The 16,389-nt window shown below is 58.4% G+C and carries 18 protein-coding genes; 6 read left to right on the forward strand and 12 right to left on the reverse strand.

The window, feature by feature from the left end; genetic code table 11:
- Positions 1-28 precede the first annotated feature (28 nt).
- Positions 29-943 carry an aromatic amino acid DMT transporter YddG gene (gene yddG, locus KOL70_RS18005; protein ID WP_215481249.1) on the reverse strand — a complete coding sequence of 305 codons (915 nt, stop codon included), beginning with the start codon at positions 941-943 and terminating at the stop codon, positions 29-31.
- A 342-nt stretch (positions 944-1,285) separates the two neighbouring features.
- Here yddG and KOL70_RS18010 point away from each other — a divergent pair, with 342 nt between their 5' ends.
- Positions 1,286-2,266, forward strand: coding sequence for an alpha/beta hydrolase (locus tag KOL70_RS18010; protein ID WP_369974302.1), 981 nt, complete (start codon positions 1,286-1,288; stop codon positions 2,264-2,266).
- Positions 2,267-2,314: 48 nt separating this feature from the next.
- Here KOL70_RS18010 and KOL70_RS18015 read toward each other — a convergent pair whose 3' ends face one another.
- Positions 2,315-3,169, reverse strand: a complete 855-nt coding sequence (locus tag KOL70_RS18015; RefSeq protein ID WP_215481250.1) for a Vmh family MBL fold metallo-hydrolase — start codon at positions 3,167-3,169, stop codon at positions 2,315-2,317.
- A gap of 123 nt (positions 3,170-3,292) precedes the next feature.
- Between KOL70_RS18015 and KOL70_RS18020 the strand changes: the two genes are divergently transcribed.
- Positions 3,293-4,174, forward strand: coding sequence for a LysR family transcriptional regulator (locus KOL70_RS18020; protein ID WP_104093355.1), 882 nt, complete (start codon positions 3,293-3,295; stop codon positions 4,172-4,174).
- 31 nt (positions 4,175-4,205) lie between these two features.
- Here the strand turns inward: KOL70_RS18020 and KOL70_RS23765 are convergent, their stop codons facing one another.
- On the reverse strand, positions 4,206-4,337 hold the full coding sequence (locus KOL70_RS23765; protein WP_256445338.1) for a hypothetical protein: 132 nt from the start codon (positions 4,335-4,337) through the stop codon (positions 4,206-4,208).
- Positions 4,338-4,375: 38 nt separating this feature from the next.
- Here KOL70_RS23765 and leuE point away from each other — a divergent pair, with 38 nt between their 5' ends.
- From leuE to KOL70_RS18040, 4 genes are all read left to right on the forward strand, one after another.
- The gene (gene leuE / locus KOL70_RS18025) at positions 4,376-5,014 is read left to right on the forward strand and encodes a leucine efflux protein LeuE (protein WP_058770263.1); all 639 of its coding nucleotides are present in this window, start codon (positions 4,376-4,378) and stop codon (positions 5,012-5,014) included.
- Positions 5,015-5,267: 253 nt separating this feature from the next.
- Positions 5,268-6,716 carry an amidase gene (locus tag KOL70_RS18030; protein WP_215481251.1) on the forward strand — a complete coding sequence of 483 codons (1,449 nt, stop codon included), beginning with the start codon at positions 5,268-5,270 and terminating at the stop codon, positions 6,714-6,716.
- Positions 6,709-8,019 (forward strand): cytosine permease, encoded by a 1,311-nt coding sequence (locus KOL70_RS18035; protein WP_215481252.1) that lies wholly within the window; start codon positions 6,709-6,711, stop codon positions 8,017-8,019. The genes KOL70_RS18030 and KOL70_RS18035 overlap by 8 nt, the downstream gene beginning before the upstream one ends.
- Positions 8,012-8,719, forward strand: a complete 708-nt coding sequence (locus KOL70_RS18040) for a cysteine hydrolase family protein (protein ID WP_215481253.1) — start codon at positions 8,012-8,014, stop codon at positions 8,717-8,719. Before KOL70_RS18035 ends, KOL70_RS18040 begins: the two co-directional genes overlap by 8 nt.
- 124 nt (positions 8,720-8,843) lie before the next feature.
- Here KOL70_RS18040 and KOL70_RS18045 read toward each other — a convergent pair whose 3' ends face one another.
- The 9 genes from KOL70_RS18045 to KOL70_RS18085 all read right to left on the reverse strand — a co-directional run bounded on the left by KOL70_RS18045 (position 8,844) and on the right by KOL70_RS18085 (position 16,198).
- The gene (locus KOL70_RS18045) at positions 8,844-9,638 is read right to left on the reverse strand and encodes a hypothetical protein (RefSeq protein ID WP_058759084.1); all 795 of its coding nucleotides are present in this window, start codon (positions 9,636-9,638) and stop codon (positions 8,844-8,846) included.
- A 34-nt stretch (positions 9,639-9,672) separates the two neighbouring features.
- Positions 9,673-10,827 (reverse strand): MFS transporter, encoded by a 1,155-nt coding sequence (locus KOL70_RS18050; protein ID WP_215481254.1) that lies wholly within the window; start codon positions 10,825-10,827, stop codon positions 9,673-9,675.
- Positions 10,828-11,326: 499 nt separating this feature from the next.
- Positions 11,327-11,710 carry a VOC family protein gene (locus KOL70_RS18055; RefSeq protein ID WP_215481255.1) on the reverse strand — a complete coding sequence of 128 codons (384 nt, stop codon included), beginning with the start codon at positions 11,708-11,710 and terminating at the stop codon, positions 11,327-11,329.
- A gap of 72 nt (positions 11,711-11,782) precedes the next feature.
- The gene (locus KOL70_RS18060) at positions 11,783-12,124 is read right to left on the reverse strand and encodes a type II toxin-antitoxin system RelE/ParE family toxin (protein WP_021313439.1); all 342 of its coding nucleotides are present in this window, start codon (positions 12,122-12,124) and stop codon (positions 11,783-11,785) included.
- Positions 12,087-12,329 carry a ParD-like family protein gene (locus KOL70_RS18065; RefSeq protein WP_071813632.1) on the reverse strand — a complete coding sequence of 81 codons (243 nt, stop codon included), beginning with the start codon at positions 12,327-12,329 and terminating at the stop codon, positions 12,087-12,089. Before KOL70_RS18065 ends, KOL70_RS18060 begins: the two co-directional genes overlap by 38 nt.
- Positions 12,330-12,446: 117 nt before the next feature.
- Positions 12,447-13,151, reverse strand: a complete 705-nt coding sequence (locus KOL70_RS18070) for a YafY family protein (protein ID WP_215481256.1) — start codon at positions 13,149-13,151, stop codon at positions 12,447-12,449.
- Positions 13,152-13,191: 40 nt separating this feature from the next.
- On the reverse strand, positions 13,192-14,508 hold the full coding sequence (locus KOL70_RS18075; RefSeq protein ID WP_215481257.1) for an MmgE/PrpD family protein: 1,317 nt from the start codon (positions 14,506-14,508) through the stop codon (positions 13,192-13,194).
- Entirely contained in the window at positions 14,505-15,656 is a 1,152-nt protein-coding gene (locus KOL70_RS18080) for an amidohydrolase (RefSeq protein WP_215481258.1), read from the reverse strand. Before KOL70_RS18080 ends, KOL70_RS18075 begins: the two co-directional genes overlap by 4 nt.
- Positions 15,653-16,198: a GNAT family N-acetyltransferase gene (locus tag KOL70_RS18085; RefSeq protein ID WP_215481259.1), complete on the reverse strand. Its 546-nt coding sequence runs from the start codon at positions 16,196-16,198 to the stop codon at positions 15,653-15,655. The genes KOL70_RS18080 and KOL70_RS18085 overlap by 4 nt, the downstream gene beginning before the upstream one ends.
- Between the last annotated feature and the right edge of the window lie 191 nt (positions 16,199-16,389).

Consider the following 16,389-nt stretch of genomic DNA (forward strand, 5'->3'; position numbering starts at 1 on the left):
TTCTCGTCCGGCTGCGAAATCCAGCCGGTTATTCCAGCGTGTTGCTTTCCAGCTTATGCGTTGCAGCCCCGCGCGTTGACCACCAGCAGAGCAGCGAACCGAGGCAAACCATGGCCGTACCTTGCCAGAAGGAGAAGGTCAGGCTGGAGTTAAGGATAAAAGCGGCTATCAGCGACGAAATGATAGGGATAAAGTAGGAGGCTGCGGCTAACAGCGTGACATTGCCGTGCAAAATGCCGACGTTCCACGCCGCATAGCCGAACCCCATCGCCATTGCTGCCAGCGCCAGGCTGATGCACGCCTGCAGTGAGAACACCACGGGCACCTGCGGTGATAGCAGCGATTTCAGCCACAGCGTCAGCGCAGTTAACATGAAAAACAGCGTGATGCCGTTACTGCCTTTCGCGCTATTTTTTGTCACCACACAATAAACCGCCCAAATCATCGCACCGCCAAATGCCAGACCATAACTGAGCGGATTATCCATCACGTTGTCGATCATTTCGCCCAGTGAAAATCCCCGATCGCCGCTCAGTACCCGACAAATACCGGCGACGGCCAGCAGGAGGCCGGGAATAATCAACGGGCTGGTCTTTTGCCGGTTAACCATCACCGTTAAAACGATGGTCATCGCCGGCCACAGGTAATTAACCATGCCGACTTCAATCGCCTGATGGCCGCTATGAGTAAAACCCAGCGACAGCGACAGGCAGAGCTCATAGCAGACAAACAGCAGGCTACCGATCAGCAAATAGCGGCGGGGAAACTGGCGCAGGTCAGGAAAACCCACGGTGAGCAGCAACAGCAGGGCGCTGGCGCTGTAAATCAGCGCGGCACCGGTTACCGGACCAAAACTTTCACTGACGCTTTTTATTAATCCTACAATCGTGCTCCACAGCAGAATGGCCAGCAGACCAGTCAGGGTAGCTTTACTCTGCGGCATTACCCGTTACCTCAATGTGTGAAAAATCGCGGCGTGCTCGCCAGTGTGGCGGCTGGCGGGGACGCAGACAAGATGAATCTGCAGGTTGCCGATGTGGCTGGCCGGAAAGCGCACCCGCCTGCAGGCAAAAATCTGAAAAAATATCCTGATTAAAATCAGTGTAATAGAGCAATGATGTAAATCCTGGCTAAAAAATATCTTGCTATTAAATAGCGCGCTATATAAATTCAGTCTCAGTTCAGAACACGACCATCAAGTCATTATCATTTAAATAGCGTGCGATATAATCGCAAAAAATATTAAAGGAGTAACACCATGAAATTACAACACTCTCTGCTTGCCATGGCGATGGCTACTGCATCTGTAAATAGCTTTGCTGACGCACCACAACCTGAACGTCACGTGCAGCAGTTTTTACAGGCGCTGAACAGCAGCGGCGGCAAACCGATTGAGCAACTGTCACCGCAGGCGGCGCGCCAGGTCCTGATTGATGCGCAGAAGGGCGTAACGCTGCCGCCGGCCGACGTCACTGAAAAAACCATTCAGGTAAACGGCCAGCCCATTAAGCTGAATATCGTAAAACCGCAGGGCGCACAGGGTACGCTGCCGGTATTTATGTTCTTCCACGGCGGCGGCTGGATCCTCGGTGATTTCCCGACCCACGAACGTCTGGTGCGCGATCTGGTGGTGGAATCTGGCGCAGCGGCTGTGTTTGTGAACTATACGCCGTCACCCGAAGCGCATTATCCGCTGGCCATCAATCAGGCTTATGCGGCGACACGCTGGGTGGCGGAACACGGTAGTGAAATTGGTGTCGATGGTAAGCGCCTGGCGCTGGTTGGTAACAGCGTCGGCGGCAATATGGTGGCGGCGGTCGCGCTGCAGGCTAAACAGCAGCAAACGCCAGCGATTCGTTATGACATCATGCTGTGGCCGGTAACCGATGCGCGCTTTGATACCGCTTCGTATCACCAGTTTGCCAACGGATATTTCCTGTCGCGTAACATGATGAAATGGTTCTGGGACGCCTACACCACCAAACAGAGCGAGCGCGACAATATTCTCGCTTCGCCGCTGCGCGCCACAAAAGAGCAGCTGCAGGGCTTACCGCCAACGCTGATTCAGACGGCAGAACTGGATGTGCTGCGTGATGAGGGTGAAGCCTTTGGTCGCAAACTGGATGCCGCCGGTGTGGATGTCACCGTGACGCGCTATAACGGTCTGATTCATGACTACGGTCTGCTCAATCCGCTGAGCGAGGTGCCGGCAGTCCGCACTGCGATTCGTCAGGCGGCGGAAGAGCTGAAAACCCATCTGCAGTAAGCTTCAGGCCAGGCGTGGCGGCGTCTGGCCCGTTTATTTATCCTCGCGTCACTTCCACTTCATCTCACCGGTATTCACCTTCGCGCTCAGCTCCAGCGAGCTGACATCCGCTAAGGTTGGCCACGCCTGTTTCATCGCCTGAATCACCGCCGCGGAGCCTTTGTGCTGTTGCAGCGCCCGCTCAAAACTTTGCAGATAATCCAGGGTAAAGGTGACCGCCTTATCGCCTGCCGGACGCGCGCCCAGATAGTGGCCGGGGATCACCACCTGCGGCTTCAACTGCTGCATTTCTCGCATTACCTGACGCCACTCTGCGCGGCTGGCTGCGGTCTGGGTGTCCGCGGTCCAGACATGAATGCCCGAATCCACCACTGTGCCACCGAGTATTGCCTTATTTGAGGGAATCCACACGTAGGCTGATTTTTCTGCCGCGTGGCGCAGCTCGATGCGCTCACCATCGACGCTAAACCGCGTCTGGTGGGTAATCTGCGGCACATACAGCTGGTGCGGCGCAGCGCCGTTCATCTGCGGTCCCCAGTACTGCAGCTTGGCATCTTTGGTCGCTTCGATATGTTCCACTACCAGCGGCGAGGCGACTATTTTGGCCTGCGGAAACGCCTGCACCAGCGGCTCAAGACCGAAGTAGAAATCCGGATCGCCCGAGGTGATCACGATGTGGGTCAACTGCTTGCCGCGCGCTTTAATCAGTTCCACCAGCTTCTCGCCATCTTTGGGGCTGAACTGCGCATCAAACAGAATCGCTTCATGCGGACCGGAGACCAGCGTCGACGAGACCGGAAAAATTCCCTGTTCCTGTGGGTTATACACGTCTAACTGCAACGGGGCGGCAAAAACCGGCGCGGCGGCTAAGGTGACCAGCAGCGCGAGTGATTTCATCTTCATGGCATCTTCCTTTTTACGGCAACGTGCCGTCACTGAAAGACGCTATTGTAAGCAAATCGCCAGCTGGCAGAATTCCCGCAATCAGATATGATCAGTTGCATAAAACGATCAGATGGAGCCTGCATGGACAGAGTGACGGCAGCGCGGGTGTTTAACCGGATTTGTGAACTGGGAAGCCTGAGCGCGGCGGCGCGCGCGCTGGATATTTCGCGCCCGATGGTCAGTCGCTATCTTGATGAAATGGAGAAGTGGGCGGGCGCTCGCCTGCTACACCGTTCTTCACGGCGGCTGACCATTACCCCGGCGGGTGAACAGATTTTGCATAAGACACGCGCGCTGGCCCGGCTGGCCGACGAGATTGAACAGCAGGGCGATGAGGGCAAACCGCAGGGCACGTTGCGCGTGGCCTGTGCACATTCAACCGCCACACATATTCTTGGACCGATGATTCCGGCGTTCCTCGCGCGTTACCCGGCGGTGCGTATTGAGCTGGAGATCAATAATCAGCCGGTTAGCCTGGTGGGTGAGCGCATCGATGTGGCCATTCGCATTACCGACGATCCGGAGCCCGGCGCGATTGCCCGCAGGCTGGGTGAATGTGCCTCGGTAGTCTGCGCCGCGCCGGCCTATTTAACGCAGCGGGGCGAACCGCAGACGCCAGCGGATCTGGCACAACATAATTGCCTGCACTACAGCCGCTTTGCCGGGCAGCGCTGGCAGTTTCACGATGCGCAAGGCGAGGCGGTTTCCGTGGTGGTGAGCGGCAATTTCAGCGCCGGTATTTCATCCGTGTTATGTGATGCTGCTATCGCCGGCTGTGGTGTTGCCATGGTGCCGGCAATGGAGGCACAGGCTGCGCTCGCCAGCGGTCAGTTACGTTGCGTACTGCCCGGCTTTCAACCGCGCACCTTAGGCATTTATGGCCTGTATATGTCGCGCGAACGCCAGCCTGCGGTATTACGGGTATTTCTGGATGCGGTGACGCAGCAGTTGCAAAACCTCTGAATCATCACTGTGACAACGTCACTGGTGCCTGTCACGCGCTGTATGTGTTACGTAACACCGTTTCGACCACCTGAACCGTGGCGTTAAGCGACAAATCCACCGCACAACTGCTACTATGCGCCGCGCCGCGGCAGCTGAGCAGCGCGCCGGGTTCCACTTTCACTCATTTTTACCTGCTTAACGGCATGGGGTAGCACCGTAATGTTTCACGATTTAGGCATTATCAATCTCTGGACTTTCCTGGCGGGCGCGCTGGTGATCATTCTATTACCCGGACCCAACAGCCTGTATGTGCTGCGCACCGGGATGAGTCGTGGGGCAAAGCCGGCCTGTCAGGCGATAGCCGGGGTGATGGCGGGCGATTTGATTTTGATTTTCCTCGCCTGGGCGGGCGTCGCGACGCTGATCCGTACCAGTCCGCATATTTTTATGGTGGTGCGTTATCTTGGTGCCATGTTCCTGCTGTATCTCGGCGTGAAGATTATCATCGGCGCGCTGCGCAAACGCAGCGGCGATCAACCGGCTGAAGCGGTAAAACAGGAAAACTATTTCCTGCGTGCGCTGCTGCTTGGCGTAACTAATCCCAAGGCGATTCTGTTTTACGTTTCGTTCTTCATTCAGTTTATCGATCCGCGCGTAACCCATACCGCGCCGGCGTTTGCCACCCTGGGTGCGCTGATTCAGGTGATCAGTTTCAGCTACTATTCCCTGTTGCTGGTGGCTGGCGCGGTGATGGTGCGCTATCTGCGCAGCCGCACCCGCCTGGTTAAGCTGGCGAACATGCTGACCGGCATGCTGTTTTTTGGCTTCGCCGTGCGGTTAGTCAGCGCGCAAAGCTAACCCTTCTGAAGCACGCCACGGCAGCAACGTCGCCTCCGCCGGCTGCACCCTAAAATGGCAACGCGATGATGCAGCGGTGCGCACAGTTTGTGCGCATTGCCTGCATCGGTATGGCTGCCGCATCCATAAGTATTCCATCTTGTATCCCAGACCGTATCCCATCTGGTCCGGCGCATAACGGCCGCGCACACCACACTATTCTGGCACGCAAACTGCACTCCTCCCGGTAGCCAATTAACCCGGGAGAACGATCATGTTTGATGCACTGCTGGATGAAGATGCCACCCAGCTGGCGGCGCGGATGCGCGACGGCGAGGTTTCCGCGCGCGAGTTAACCCAGGCGACGCTGGATCGCCTGGAACAGCGGGAGCCGCTGATTCAGGCGTTTTGTACGCTAACGCCGGAGCGGGCGCTGGCACAGGCAGAGCAGATCGACCGCCGTCGTGCGCGCGGCGAGCCGCTGGGCGCACTGGCGGGGGTGCCGCTGGCGGTAAAAGATTTGATCTGTACCGCCGGTGTGCGAACCACATCAGGATCGGCCGCCTACGCCGATTTTATTCCCGAAGAAGATGACATCACCGTTGAGCGCCTGCTGGCGGCGGATGCCATCCTGCTGGGCAAGACCACCGCGCCGGAGTTTGGCTACAGCGGTGTCGGCCATAATCCCCTGTTTCCCTCACCGCGTAATCCCTGGGATGTGAGCAAAACGCCGGGCGGATCGAGTGCGGGATCTGGCGCGGCGCTGGCGGCGCGGCTGTGTCCGATTGCGCTCGGCAGTGATGGCGGAGGATCGGTACGTATCCCGGCGGCCCATTGCGGTGTCTATGGACTCAAGGCCTCGATGGGGCGGGTGCCGCTGTGGCCGGGCTGCCGCGATGAGCGTTATCCTGGCGTTTCCAGCTGGGAATCGCTTGAACATATCGGTCCGATGACGCGTAGCGTGCGCGACAGCGCGCTGATGATGTCGGTGATGGCCGGTCCGGACATGCGCGATCGGCACTCCATCCCGTGCAGTGATGTTGACTGGCTGGGCAGTCTGCATCGGCCACTGCAGGGGTTGCGCATCGCTTTCAGCGCCGACTTTGGCTATATCGCCGTCGATGCGGAAGTGCGCGCCGTGGTCACCGCGGCCGCACGTCGTTTCGCTGCGGCGCTGGGCGCAGAGCTGGAGGAGGTGGATCCCGGCATCGCTGACGAAAGCGCCAGCTTTGCTGCGCTGGTGGCGTTCGAAAGCGATCTGAGCGGCATGCGCCAGATGCAGAGCGAGCTGGGTGCTGCGATGTCACCGCACCTGAGTGCCATGCTGCAGCGCGACTGGCGCGCGGAGCATTTCACCGACGCCAATACCACGCGCAAAAAGCTCTGCAACCAGCTGTGGCGCTTTATGCAGCACTACGACCTGCTGCTGTCGCCGACGCTGGCGGTGCCGCCATTTGCGCTGCATATGCAGGGCCCGGAAGTCATTGATGGCCGCATGGTGCGCAGCGATCACTGGCTGTCGTTCTGCTTCCCGTTCAATTTTACCGGTCAGCCTGCCGCCTCGGTGCCTGCCGGCTTCACGGCCGGTGGTCTGCCGATCGGTATGCAAATTGTGGGTCGTCATCTGGACGATGGCCTGGTGCTGGCGGCCAGTGCCGCTTTTGAGCGCATCCAACCATGGAATCATCACTATCCTGCTGCTATTGGAGTTCTCCATGAGTAACAAATCTTCCCCTGCGCTGGAGCAGGAGTTCGAGCATGAGCCGGTGCCGCTTAGCCATCGCCACTCGACGGGTTCGGTGTCGGCGGTGTGGTTTGGCTTTCCGATGATCCTCACCAATGCGCTGTTCGGCGGCATTATCACCAGGCATCTTGGCTTCTGGCCGGCACTGCTGGCGATTTTGCTGGGTAACCTGGTGCTGTTTGCCTATGTCGGCGCACTTAGCTGGTTCGCCGGGCATACCGGTATGAACTTCGCGCTGCAGGCGAAGCGGACCTTTGGCACCAAAGGCTATATCCTGGTGTCCGGCTTTCTTTCTACTGTGGTGATAGGCTGGTACGCCTTTCAGACCGGCCTGACCGGGACGGTGATCAACCAGACTTTTGGCTGGAATGCGCTGGCGGTCACCGCGTTTGCCATGGTGCTGTATACTGGCGTCACCTTTCTTGGGGTGCGGGCGCTGTCGGTGCTGGGAATGATTGCCGCTCCGCTGTTTGTGGTGCTGGGGCTGGTTGCGCTGTGGCTGGTGAGCAAGGATCATGATTTCACCACGCTGACCCAGTGGCAGGGCAGTCCGGCAGCCGCTGGCGCCATGAGCATGGGCACGGCGGTCACCATGGTGATTGCCGGCTTTGCGGATTCCGGCACCATGACAGCGGATTTTACCCGCTGGTCGAAGGACGGCAAATCAGCGGTGATCGCCGCGTTTTCCGCGTTCCCGCTGGCGAATGTGATTTCCTATCTGTTTGGTGTGGTGATTGTCGCCGTCGGCGCGGCGGTCGATCCGCTCAGCAACGGCGGTAACTTCCTGCCGCTGCTGATGGGGCACGGCATGCTGCTCTCCGTCATTGCCTTTCTGTTTGTGTTTATCAACCTCGGTTCGGTGTGCACGCACTGCCTGTATAACGGCGCGGTCGGTTTCAGCCATCTGTTCAGCAGCAAAATGCGCCTGTGGACGCTGATCCTCGGGGCCATCGGTGGCGTGCTGGCGCTGGCCGGCGTGTGGTCCTGGTTCCTCGAATGGCTCAGCCTGCTTGGCATGGTGGTGCCGCCGTTTGGCGCAGTGATGATTGTTGATCTGATCTTTATGGCAAAAATCAGCGAACAGCGTCAAACCCGGCGCCTGCGCGGCAGCGCGTTCGCCGCCTGGGCCATCGGCAGCCTGTGTGCGGTGATGGCCCACCTTGAATTCCCGCAGTTTGGTGAAGCGGTCATTGGTCTGGTGGCAGCGGCAGTGAGCTACACGCTGATTGTGAAATGGAAACCGGAAAGCAGCGCGGCGGTAATGGAGAAAAGCAATGCCTGATTATATCGTTGATTCAACGCCTTATCCGTGGCCTTTTGACGGCAACTGCACGGTACAAAACACCGCGCTGCTGGTGATTGATATGCAAACCGACTTCTGCGGTAAGGGCGGTTATGTTGACACTATGGGTTACGACATCTCCCTGACACGCGCCCCCATCAAACCGCTGCAGCAGGTGTTAGCGCGCATGCGCGACTCCGGCTTCCCGATCATCCATACCCGTGAAGGCCATCGTCCGGACCTGAGCGATCTACCGGCCAACAAGCGCTGGCGATCGCGGCGGATGCAGGCGGAGATTGGTGCAGCAGGGCCCTGTGGCCGCATTCTGGTGCGCGGTGAGCCAGGCTGGGAAATCATTCCCGAGCTGGCGCCGCTACCGGATGAAGTGATTATTGATAAACCCGGCAAAGGCTCTTTTTACGCCACCGACCTTGAGCTGATTCTGCACAGTCGCGGTATCCGCAACTTAATCATCAGCGGCATCACCACCGACGTTTGCGTGCATACCACACTGCGCGAAGCCAACGATCGCGGTTTTGAATGTCTGGTGCTGAGCGACTGCTGCGCGGCGACGGAGTTGAAGCATCATGAGGCGGCGCTCAGCATGATTCATATGCAGGGCGGTATATTCGGCGCAGTGGCGGACTCTGCAACGCTGCTGGCCGCGCTGAACAGCCCGGCAGCGGCGCGGGTGAGCTAATCCGGCAACGGACGCGAACGGCGGGCTGGCCAGGCGTTGAGGTGCCGGGCCAGCCACGACCGAACACAACCCTGCGCGGGCGTGATGATGCAGTCTGACCGGCCTCCGCCGGTCATGGCCAACCTCAGCCGACGTTGCCGGCAATCGTCAGATAGTCGGTATACATTTGCGGTGCGCCGGAGAACGAGGCCATGGTGCGCCATTCATCATACATACGCTCGCTCTCCTGATGGTTTTTCACAAACGTCAGCGATTTTTCGGTTGAGACGTCCATCGCCGGATGGAAGCTATTGAGCGAGTCGAGACTTTCGATCACCAGCATCACTGCATATTGCTCACTTCGATTGCCGCCGGTGCCCTTCAGCATGTGAAACTTCCAGCCGGGATAGTCATCAATGCGCGCGACGTTCTCAATCATAAAGCGATCAAAGTCGGCAGCCGTCACGCCAGCGCGTAGTGCCAGATGATGAAAACCGACCACGCGTGCCACCGCAGGTTGAGCATCGGGCTGAAAGTTCGGGCCGGGCGGCAGTGAACTGTGGCGGTTTTCTGCCAGCAGCGAGAAGGTGGAGAACAGCGTTGGTAACTCCCCATAGGTGGCAAAGTTTTTCCACTCCTCAAGCAGCGCGCACGCCTCGGGCCGTTGTTGCCAGAAGGCGATGGCCTCAGCCGTGAGTTCGCCAGCCGGTGTGATATAGCGGTCATATTCTGCCTGGCTGGGAGCCTGATACAGCATCAGGTATTGTTCCTGGCGTTCGCCGCGCAGGCCTTTTAACAGCGACCATTGCCAGCCCGGATAAGCAGGAATCTGCGTGCCGCGCGCCTTGAGAAAGGCTTCGAAGGTCGCGGCATTAACGCCTTTCTTCAGATTGAGCCCGACGTAGTGCAGGCTAAACACCGGTTGCGTTGAGGTTGTCATAGAAACTCCTTGTGAATATGACAGGGCAGAGGCGCTATTTCGCTGCCAGAGCGAAACGCGCCGCGAAAGTCACCAGCAGCAACATCACGATGCCGGCGCTGAGCGTGGTGGTCAGGGACGTGAGCTGGGCGCTAAAGCCAATCAGGGCCGGGCCCAGCAGTAGCCCGGAGTAACCGCATAGCGTGACGGCCGGTATGGCGTAATGCGCGGCGACAGTGCGCTGGTTACCCGCCGCGTTGAACAAAATCGGCACGATATTGGCCAGACCGATACCCACCAGCACAAAGCCGAGCAGAGCGCTCCACAGCCAGACGGAGAAAATGGCCAATGCCAGCCCTCCGCTGGCGACGAGACCGCCCCAGGTGAGCACGCGGCGACTGCCATAGTGATTAATCAGCCGATCGCCAAACAGGCGCAGCGTGGCGACAGCCGTGGCGTACAGCGTGAAGCTGAAACCGGCCAGCTGCATCGACATGGCGCGTTCACTGTTCATAAACACCGCTGACCAGTCGAGCATGGCGCCTTCGGTGAGGAACAGCAGGAAACACAGCAGGGCAATCAGCACCACGTTACGGTGCGTCAGGGCGCGCAGCGTTCCGCGCGTTGGTTTTGCATCCGTGCGGCGACGGGGCAACAGGGCGGTATGGCTCATCAGCAGCAGCAATAAAATCAACGCACACAGTGGCAGCAGTGCCAGCAGGGGCGCAACCTGCAGCCACAGCAGCAGACTCACCGCGCCGGCGCCAGCAATGCTGCCAAGACTGTAAAAGCCGTGAAAGCCCGACATCTTGCTGGCCCCGGCCTCGCGCTCCACTATCACCGCCTGATAATTCATGCTGACATCCATCAGTCCGTTGATCGCACCGAAGAGCAACAGCGCGCCCGCCATCGGCAATGGTGAGGACAGCAGCATCAGCAGCGGCAGATCCAGGGCCAGTCCGGCACCGCACAGCAGCAGCAGCGTGCGACAGCCAAAATGGGCAATCAGCGCGCCGGTAAAGGGCATAACTGACATGGAGCCTGCGGCGATACAGAACAGCAGCAGCCCCAGCATGCCGTCATTGATCGCCAGCTGCGCTTTGGCGAAGGGAATAAGCGGCGCCCAGGCGGCCATGCCCAGTCCGGCGATAAAAAATAGCGTGCGCGTCGCGCGCTGCTGGCGCAGGTTAAGCAGATTACTGTTCATCATCACATCCCGGTGTAGTACGGCGTTTAATCGCCTGGCCTTCTCCATGGTCGGGCTACAGGTACACTGCAGCCTGTGCAGAGGTCCATAAAAACGTAATTAATATTTAACAGTAACAAGACTTGTCCTGGAAACGACGTAGCGTGTTCAGGTGGCTGTATTCAGTAGATTTTATTTATTGCATACACGGAAGGCACTTTAAAAAAGCGCGATGTGGGAGGGAAACGGTAATGATGGATAAAGTCAACGATGACAATCTTATTATAATGCGCTGTAATATATAGATATTAGCCAGAGGAAATACAAGCATCTCGCGCACTGTGTAGCGGTGCAACTTATTGCGTGATAAATCGCACCGCTATCCACCAGGTTGAATTACCTGCACGTTGCTTAACTGAACAGCAGCGTTGATGTCATTAACCGGCAATTAAGAATATAAATATAGTTAATGATTACTCAGTGCATTTAACAACCTGCAACCGTCAGCGCCAGGTCTCTTCACTTACTCATCCAGCTGTAAATAGCAGACACGCAGGCGGTGCCCGTCCGGGTCCAGCGCGGTAAAGGTGTAGCCAAAGTCCATGCGCACCGGCGATTGAATAATAGTGATTTCACGCAGCACGCCCCATTCGTGATAAAGAAAATCGACATCGTCTTTGCGCGCGGTTTTAAACACAATTTCGCTACGCGCCGCACTGGCGGGCAGGGAGAGTGCGGGTTCAACGGTATACTGCGACCAGATACCCAGTTTAAAGCCGCTCTCAAACACAAACATGGCAAAGGTCGGGCTGAGTTCTGCGGGTTTGATGTCGAACAGCGCGGCATAAAAATCAGCAGTTTTTACGACGTTGGGCACATAAATAATGGTCATGTTAGCGGTAAGCATGGTGATCTCCTTGTGTGTTTACCGCTGCATAGTAGGGGGAGGCTGTGACAGATTTTGTCAGGAGTCGATGGGTTAACTGATAATTTTCAGATCGGCTTTACGGTGCTTTTTCTGTTCCTGATAGAAATTCTCATGGGGTCCGATATCCAGCAGATACAGTTCCAGTTTATTTTCCACCCAGCTATAACCCAACAGCGTCAGGCGGTTATTCAGCTGAAATTTGTGCACGCGTAAAAAGTTTAAGTCACCTCTCTTGAGCTCACCGATTTCAGGCGCATCAACAATCCTGTCGATCTCATCCTCGACGATGGCACGCTGTGTATCGGGCAATTTATCGAGCGTTTTTTCAAAGCGGCGTGTTTGATAAACCTCGATGCTATTTTGTGGTTTTGGATCGGGGTGTTCGGCGGACATACGGCGAAACCTTCTGATTATCGACTTCAGCCTGGGCGATCAATACTTCAGCGATGAAGCTATACGGTAAGTCCGGATTATCCTCAGCAATCCGGCCGATCTTCGCCCAATGCTCAATCTGCTTTGGAATGCTGCGGCTGGCGGCTTCAGCGTGAATTTTTACGTCGCTCACGAAGTCATCGTCTAAACGAATACTTGTGGCCATGAATATTACCTCGCGGATGAAAGCGGTGATGGACTGACTGTTGTAATGTTGAGTTGCGATTACTGCTGCACGCGGCTAAGTATGCGACATTTTGTCGCTTATGGCAACTTTATGTCGCTAGCGTGTCGCGCTGTCCGCCGGGTGACGCAAATGGTGATAATCCCGCCAGCGTTTCAGCAACTGATGACGCGTGCCGGGATAGAGTTCGCTGGTGACGCTGATCGCTTCAATGCGGTCGACGCGGAAATTGCGGAACTCCTGGCGCAGTTCGCACCAGCCGCACAGCAGGCGCACGCGTTCAAAGTAGCCAATCACCACCGGCCAGATGATGCGCGTGGAGAGGTTATCCTGCAGATCTTTGTAGCGCAGGCTGATCTTGCTGCGCTGATGGATTGCCTGGCGAATCTGCGGCAGATGGGTTTCGAACAAGGCTTCGCCCTGGGAGGCGATCAGCAGCGACTGGTGATCGATACTCTGCGTGAGATGCGGCGGAATCACAGCCTGGACTTTAGCCAGCGCATGGCGCGCGGCGGACTTAAGCTCTTCGTCGGTGTGTCGGGTGACCCAGTTGAGCCCGAGCACCAGCGCATCAATCTCCTGACGGGAAAACATCAGCGGCGGCAAATGGCCGTCGGATTTCAGTAAATAACCAACGCCCGCACTGCCCTCAATCTCTACGCCCTGCTGCTGCAAACTAAGAATGTCACGATAGACGGTGCGCACGCTGATGTGCAGCTGTTCGGCGATACGCTGCGCGGTCAGCGGATAGCGATGACAGCGCAGCAATTGCAGCAGTTCAGGAAGCCGCTGAGTTTTAGACATGATACGCCAGCCTTAAGCGAAGAACGCGCGCCGCCAGGATTCAGGCGCGCAACAGTTGGCTTAATGTAGCCAAATCCGCCGTGCTTTGCAGCTCGCTGATAGCCAGTAACTGCTGCTGGCGCGCCGGCACTTCATGGCGCAGCGCCTGACGCAGTTTGGCCGCCACATCTACGCCATCCGCCAGCGACTGCTGCCGCGTGCGGCGCTGCTGCAGCTGACGACCCTCTTTCAGCGTCAGCGTGACGAGATGAAAACGCCGCGCCGGGTTGAGCGCATCGGGCGGCGCGGACGCATCCGGCGTGCGACGCACTTTGGCCGCCAGCGGCATAACCGCCGGATTGAGTGCACCTACGGCAAAATCTTCCAGCCGTAAATCGTCGTACATCAGCATGGCGGCGATCACGTACTCCAGGCTAAAGCGTGCTTCGATGCCGTTAGCCGGCACGCGAACTGCCGCCGCGATGTCACCACCCGGCGGGAAGGCGACCGTGATGTCATCAATATTTTCCAGCAGCAAGTCCAGCGAGTGGCCTTCCGCCAGCCAGGCGCGCCGCAGCAGACGTGCCGCTTCGGCAGCGCTGTGAGTTCCGGCGCAGGTGGGGAAGGGTTTGAACTCCAGACCGGGGGTACTGATGCGCCACGGCGCGCCCCAGTTTTCCACCAGCCGTTGCGGCTGCGCCTCGCCGTTACTGCTGGCGGCGAGAAACGCGTCGAGCACGCCTTCATGCCGGCCATCGAATTTCGCCAGCGTCAGCTGCGCCGCCATCACCGCACGCTCTGCCGCCAGTCCGGCGTGCAGCGGCTTCACCGCTGAACCAAACTGAGCGCGCAGTCCGCTGGCCTGGGTCGCCGCGATGCCGATCAGCGTGGCGCAGTCGGTTGCATTAAGCTGCAGCAGACGTGCCAGCGCGGCCGCCGCCGCCAGCGTGCCCAGCGTGGCCGTGTTGTGATAACCCAGCGCATAGTGCTGCTGGCTGGCGGCCAGTCCCAGCCGGCCAGCCACTTCCACGCCGATGACATAGGCATCAAGGAACGCTTCGGCAGTGGCGGGCTGCTGCTGCTGCCAGGCAAACAGCGCGGGCAGAATCGCCACGCTGGGATGGCCACGAAAATCGGCATGGAAATCATCGTAATCCAGCGCATGGCCGGCATAGCCCAGCAGTAACGCCTGTGAGCGTACGCTGCCGTCGCCATAAACCTGTCGCAGCGCCGGTAAGCCGCTGTCCGGGACCTGCTGCTGTAACACCGGCCAGCTCACAGCCAGAAAATCCTGCACGCCAGTGCGCGCGGCATCACGTGCCGCCGCATCCGGCTGGCTTTGCAGGATGCGCTCAGCCAGCGCGACGCTCAGGTTCATGCCTGCTCCAGACTGCGCAGCGCCGCCACGGCAAGCTGCGCGAGGTAGCGTGAGGTGGGCAGTAACACCGCATCATTGATGCGAAAAGCCGGATGGTGCAGCGCAAAAGGTTCGCCAGTGCCGATCATCACAAAGGCGCCGGGCAGCTGTTGCTGATAAAAAGCAAAATCTTCGCCGATCGGGCTGGCTTCCACCACGCGCGCTTCAAGTCCGCTGGCGGTGGCCTGTTGCAGGGCAAAATCCGCCCAGTGCGCATCATTCACCACCGCAGGCGGACCGGCGTGCCAGTTAAACTCAACCTCTGCGGCAAAAGCCGCACCGAGGCCGAGCACGATTTCGCGGAAGCGCTGCTCCAGTCGCTCACGCGTGGACTGAGAGAAGGTGCGCACCGTGCCTTCCAGCCAGGCGCTGTCCGGAATGACGTTCCAGGTGCTGCCGCTGTGCAGCTGGGTGATCGACACCACCGCGTTGTCAGCGGAGGGGGCGTTACGGCTAATCAGCGTTTGCGCCGCGGAGACAATCTGCGCCGCGATAACGATCGGATCGTTGCCCTGATGCGGTTTGGCGGCATGGCTGCCGGTGCCGGTGATGCGGATATCGAAGCGATCCACCGCCGCGGTCAGCGCGCCGGCTTTGCTGCCCGCCACGCCAGGCGGCAGCGACGGATCGTTGTGAATGCCGAAAATCGCCACCGCCTCCTGCAGCGCGCCGGTAGCGATGACATCTGGCGCGCCCTGGCCGGTCTCTTCGGCGGCCTGGAACAGAATCCGCACGCGGCCGGGCAGCGTTGCCTCCTGCTGCTTAAGCAGAATCGCCGCGCCAAGTGCAGCGGAAGCGTGAAAATCGTGGCCGCAGGCGTGCATCACGCCAGGACGCTCCGAGCGAAAAGCGACGTCCGACTGCTCCTCAATCGGCAGCGCATCAATATCCGAACGCAGCACAATCAGCGGCCCCTGTGCCGGGCCGACCTCCGCCACCAGACCGGTTTTCAGTGGCAAATCAACGATGCGAATCTGGTGCTGTTCCAGCTGCTGGCGCAGGCGGGCGGTGGTTTCGAACTCCTGATTAGAGAGTTCCGGAAAACGGTGCAGTTCGTGGCGAAAGGCGATCAGCTGCTCGCCCAGCGCTGTTTCATTCAGTTGGCTCATGCCTGGCTTCCTTGTGATGCCGCCTGGCGCGTCAGCCAGGCATCGTGCGCGGTTTCATCCAGCACTTTTTTCATATATTGCGTGATGTGGCCTTTGCCGAGATCGGTGGTGTGCATGAGCACAAATCCGCGCTTGCGATACATATCAATCAGCCACGGATGGCTGATGGCGGTACCGAGCGAAACCGCCGGAGCGCGTAACTGGCCGCGTAAAATTTCCTGCTCCAGGTGAGCCTGAACCTGGCGGCCAAACTGCTGCCCCGCGTAGTCCGGGTGAGCGCCAAACCAGCCGATGTGCGGCAGGCCGAACGGACCCGGCAGCGGGCCCCATGGATAACGCACGGTGACCGAGGAGACCATCACGCCCTGGGCATACAGCGCATACACGCCGTGGCTTTGCAGATGCCGCAGCGTTTTCTCGCGGTCAGCGGTGGCCGCATCAAATTTGATCCCCAGCGCCAGCGTGGGCGCATAGGCGGCATGCATCAGCGCCTGATAAGTGTCCACTTCGTCTTCTGTGACCTGACGAAACTCAAGTGTCATAGCTATCCCCGGAAAACCGCCCGGCGGGCGATAAAAAAAGAAGGCTCAGAGTAGCAGTAAAGCGCTGACAGGCTATATGTGAAATCCGGATAAGCTAATGCAAATTTGTGAAAATGAAATAACGGCTTTTTCATTGCACTAATAGCCATTTACCGTAGTATGCATAAAATACATAGCGCTATAACTATTTC

Source organism: Pantoea sp. B270 (assembly GCF_018726825.1).
Lineage (GTDB): Bacteria > Pseudomonadota > Gammaproteobacteria > Enterobacterales > Enterobacteriaceae > Pantoea > Pantoea dispersa.

Excerpts from the sequence above, each read along its gene's own strand:
- yddG (WP_215481249.1), bottom strand. The coding sequence starts at position 943 with ATGCCGCAGAGTAAAGCTACCCTGACTGGTCTGCTGGCCATTCTGCTG.
- KOL70_RS18010 (WP_369974302.1), top strand. The coding sequence starts at position 1,286 with ATGGCGATGGCTACTGCATCTGTAAATAGCTTTGCTGACGCACCACAA.
- KOL70_RS18015 (WP_215481250.1), bottom strand. The coding sequence starts at position 3,169 with ATGAAGATGAAATCACTCGCGCTGCTGGTCACCTTAGCCGCCGCGCCG.
- KOL70_RS18020 (WP_104093355.1), top strand. The coding sequence starts at position 3,293 with ATGGACAGAGTGACGGCAGCGCGGGTGTTTAACCGGATTTGTGAACTG.
- leuE (WP_058770263.1), top strand. The coding sequence starts at position 4,376 with ATGTTTCACGATTTAGGCATTATCAATCTCTGGACTTTCCTGGCGGGC.
- KOL70_RS18030 (WP_215481251.1), top strand. The coding sequence starts at position 5,268 with ATGTTTGATGCACTGCTGGATGAAGATGCCACCCAGCTGGCGGCGCGG.
- KOL70_RS18035 (WP_215481252.1), top strand. The coding sequence starts at position 6,709 with ATGAGTAACAAATCTTCCCCTGCGCTGGAGCAGGAGTTCGAGCATGAG.
- KOL70_RS18040 (WP_215481253.1), top strand. The coding sequence starts at position 8,012 with ATGCCTGATTATATCGTTGATTCAACGCCTTATCCGTGGCCTTTTGAC.
- KOL70_RS18045 (WP_058759084.1), bottom strand. The coding sequence starts at position 9,638 with ATGACAACCTCAACGCAACCGGTGTTTAGCCTGCACTACGTCGGGCTC.
- KOL70_RS18050 (WP_215481254.1), bottom strand. The coding sequence starts at position 10,827 with ATGATGAACAGTAATCTGCTTAACCTGCGCCAGCAGCGCGCGACGCGC.
- KOL70_RS18055 (WP_215481255.1), bottom strand. The coding sequence starts at position 11,710 with ATGCTTACCGCTAACATGACCATTATTTATGTGCCCAACGTCGTAAAA.
- KOL70_RS18060 (WP_021313439.1), bottom strand. The coding sequence starts at position 12,124 with ATGTCCGCCGAACACCCCGATCCAAAACCACAAAATAGCATCGAGGTT.
- KOL70_RS18065 (WP_071813632.1), bottom strand. The coding sequence starts at position 12,329 with ATGGCCACAAGTATTCGTTTAGACGATGACTTCGTGAGCGACGTAAAA.
- KOL70_RS18070 (WP_215481256.1), bottom strand. The coding sequence starts at position 13,151 with ATGTCTAAAACTCAGCGGCTTCCTGAACTGCTGCAATTGCTGCGCTGT.
- KOL70_RS18075 (WP_215481257.1), bottom strand. The coding sequence starts at position 14,508 with ATGAACCTGAGCGTCGCGCTGGCTGAGCGCATCCTGCAAAGCCAGCCG.
- KOL70_RS18080 (WP_215481258.1), bottom strand. The coding sequence starts at position 15,656 with ATGAGCCAACTGAATGAAACAGCGCTGGGCGAGCAGCTGATCGCCTTT.
- KOL70_RS18085 (WP_215481259.1), bottom strand. The coding sequence starts at position 16,198 with ATGACACTTGAGTTTCGTCAGGTCACAGAAGACGAAGTGGACACTTAT.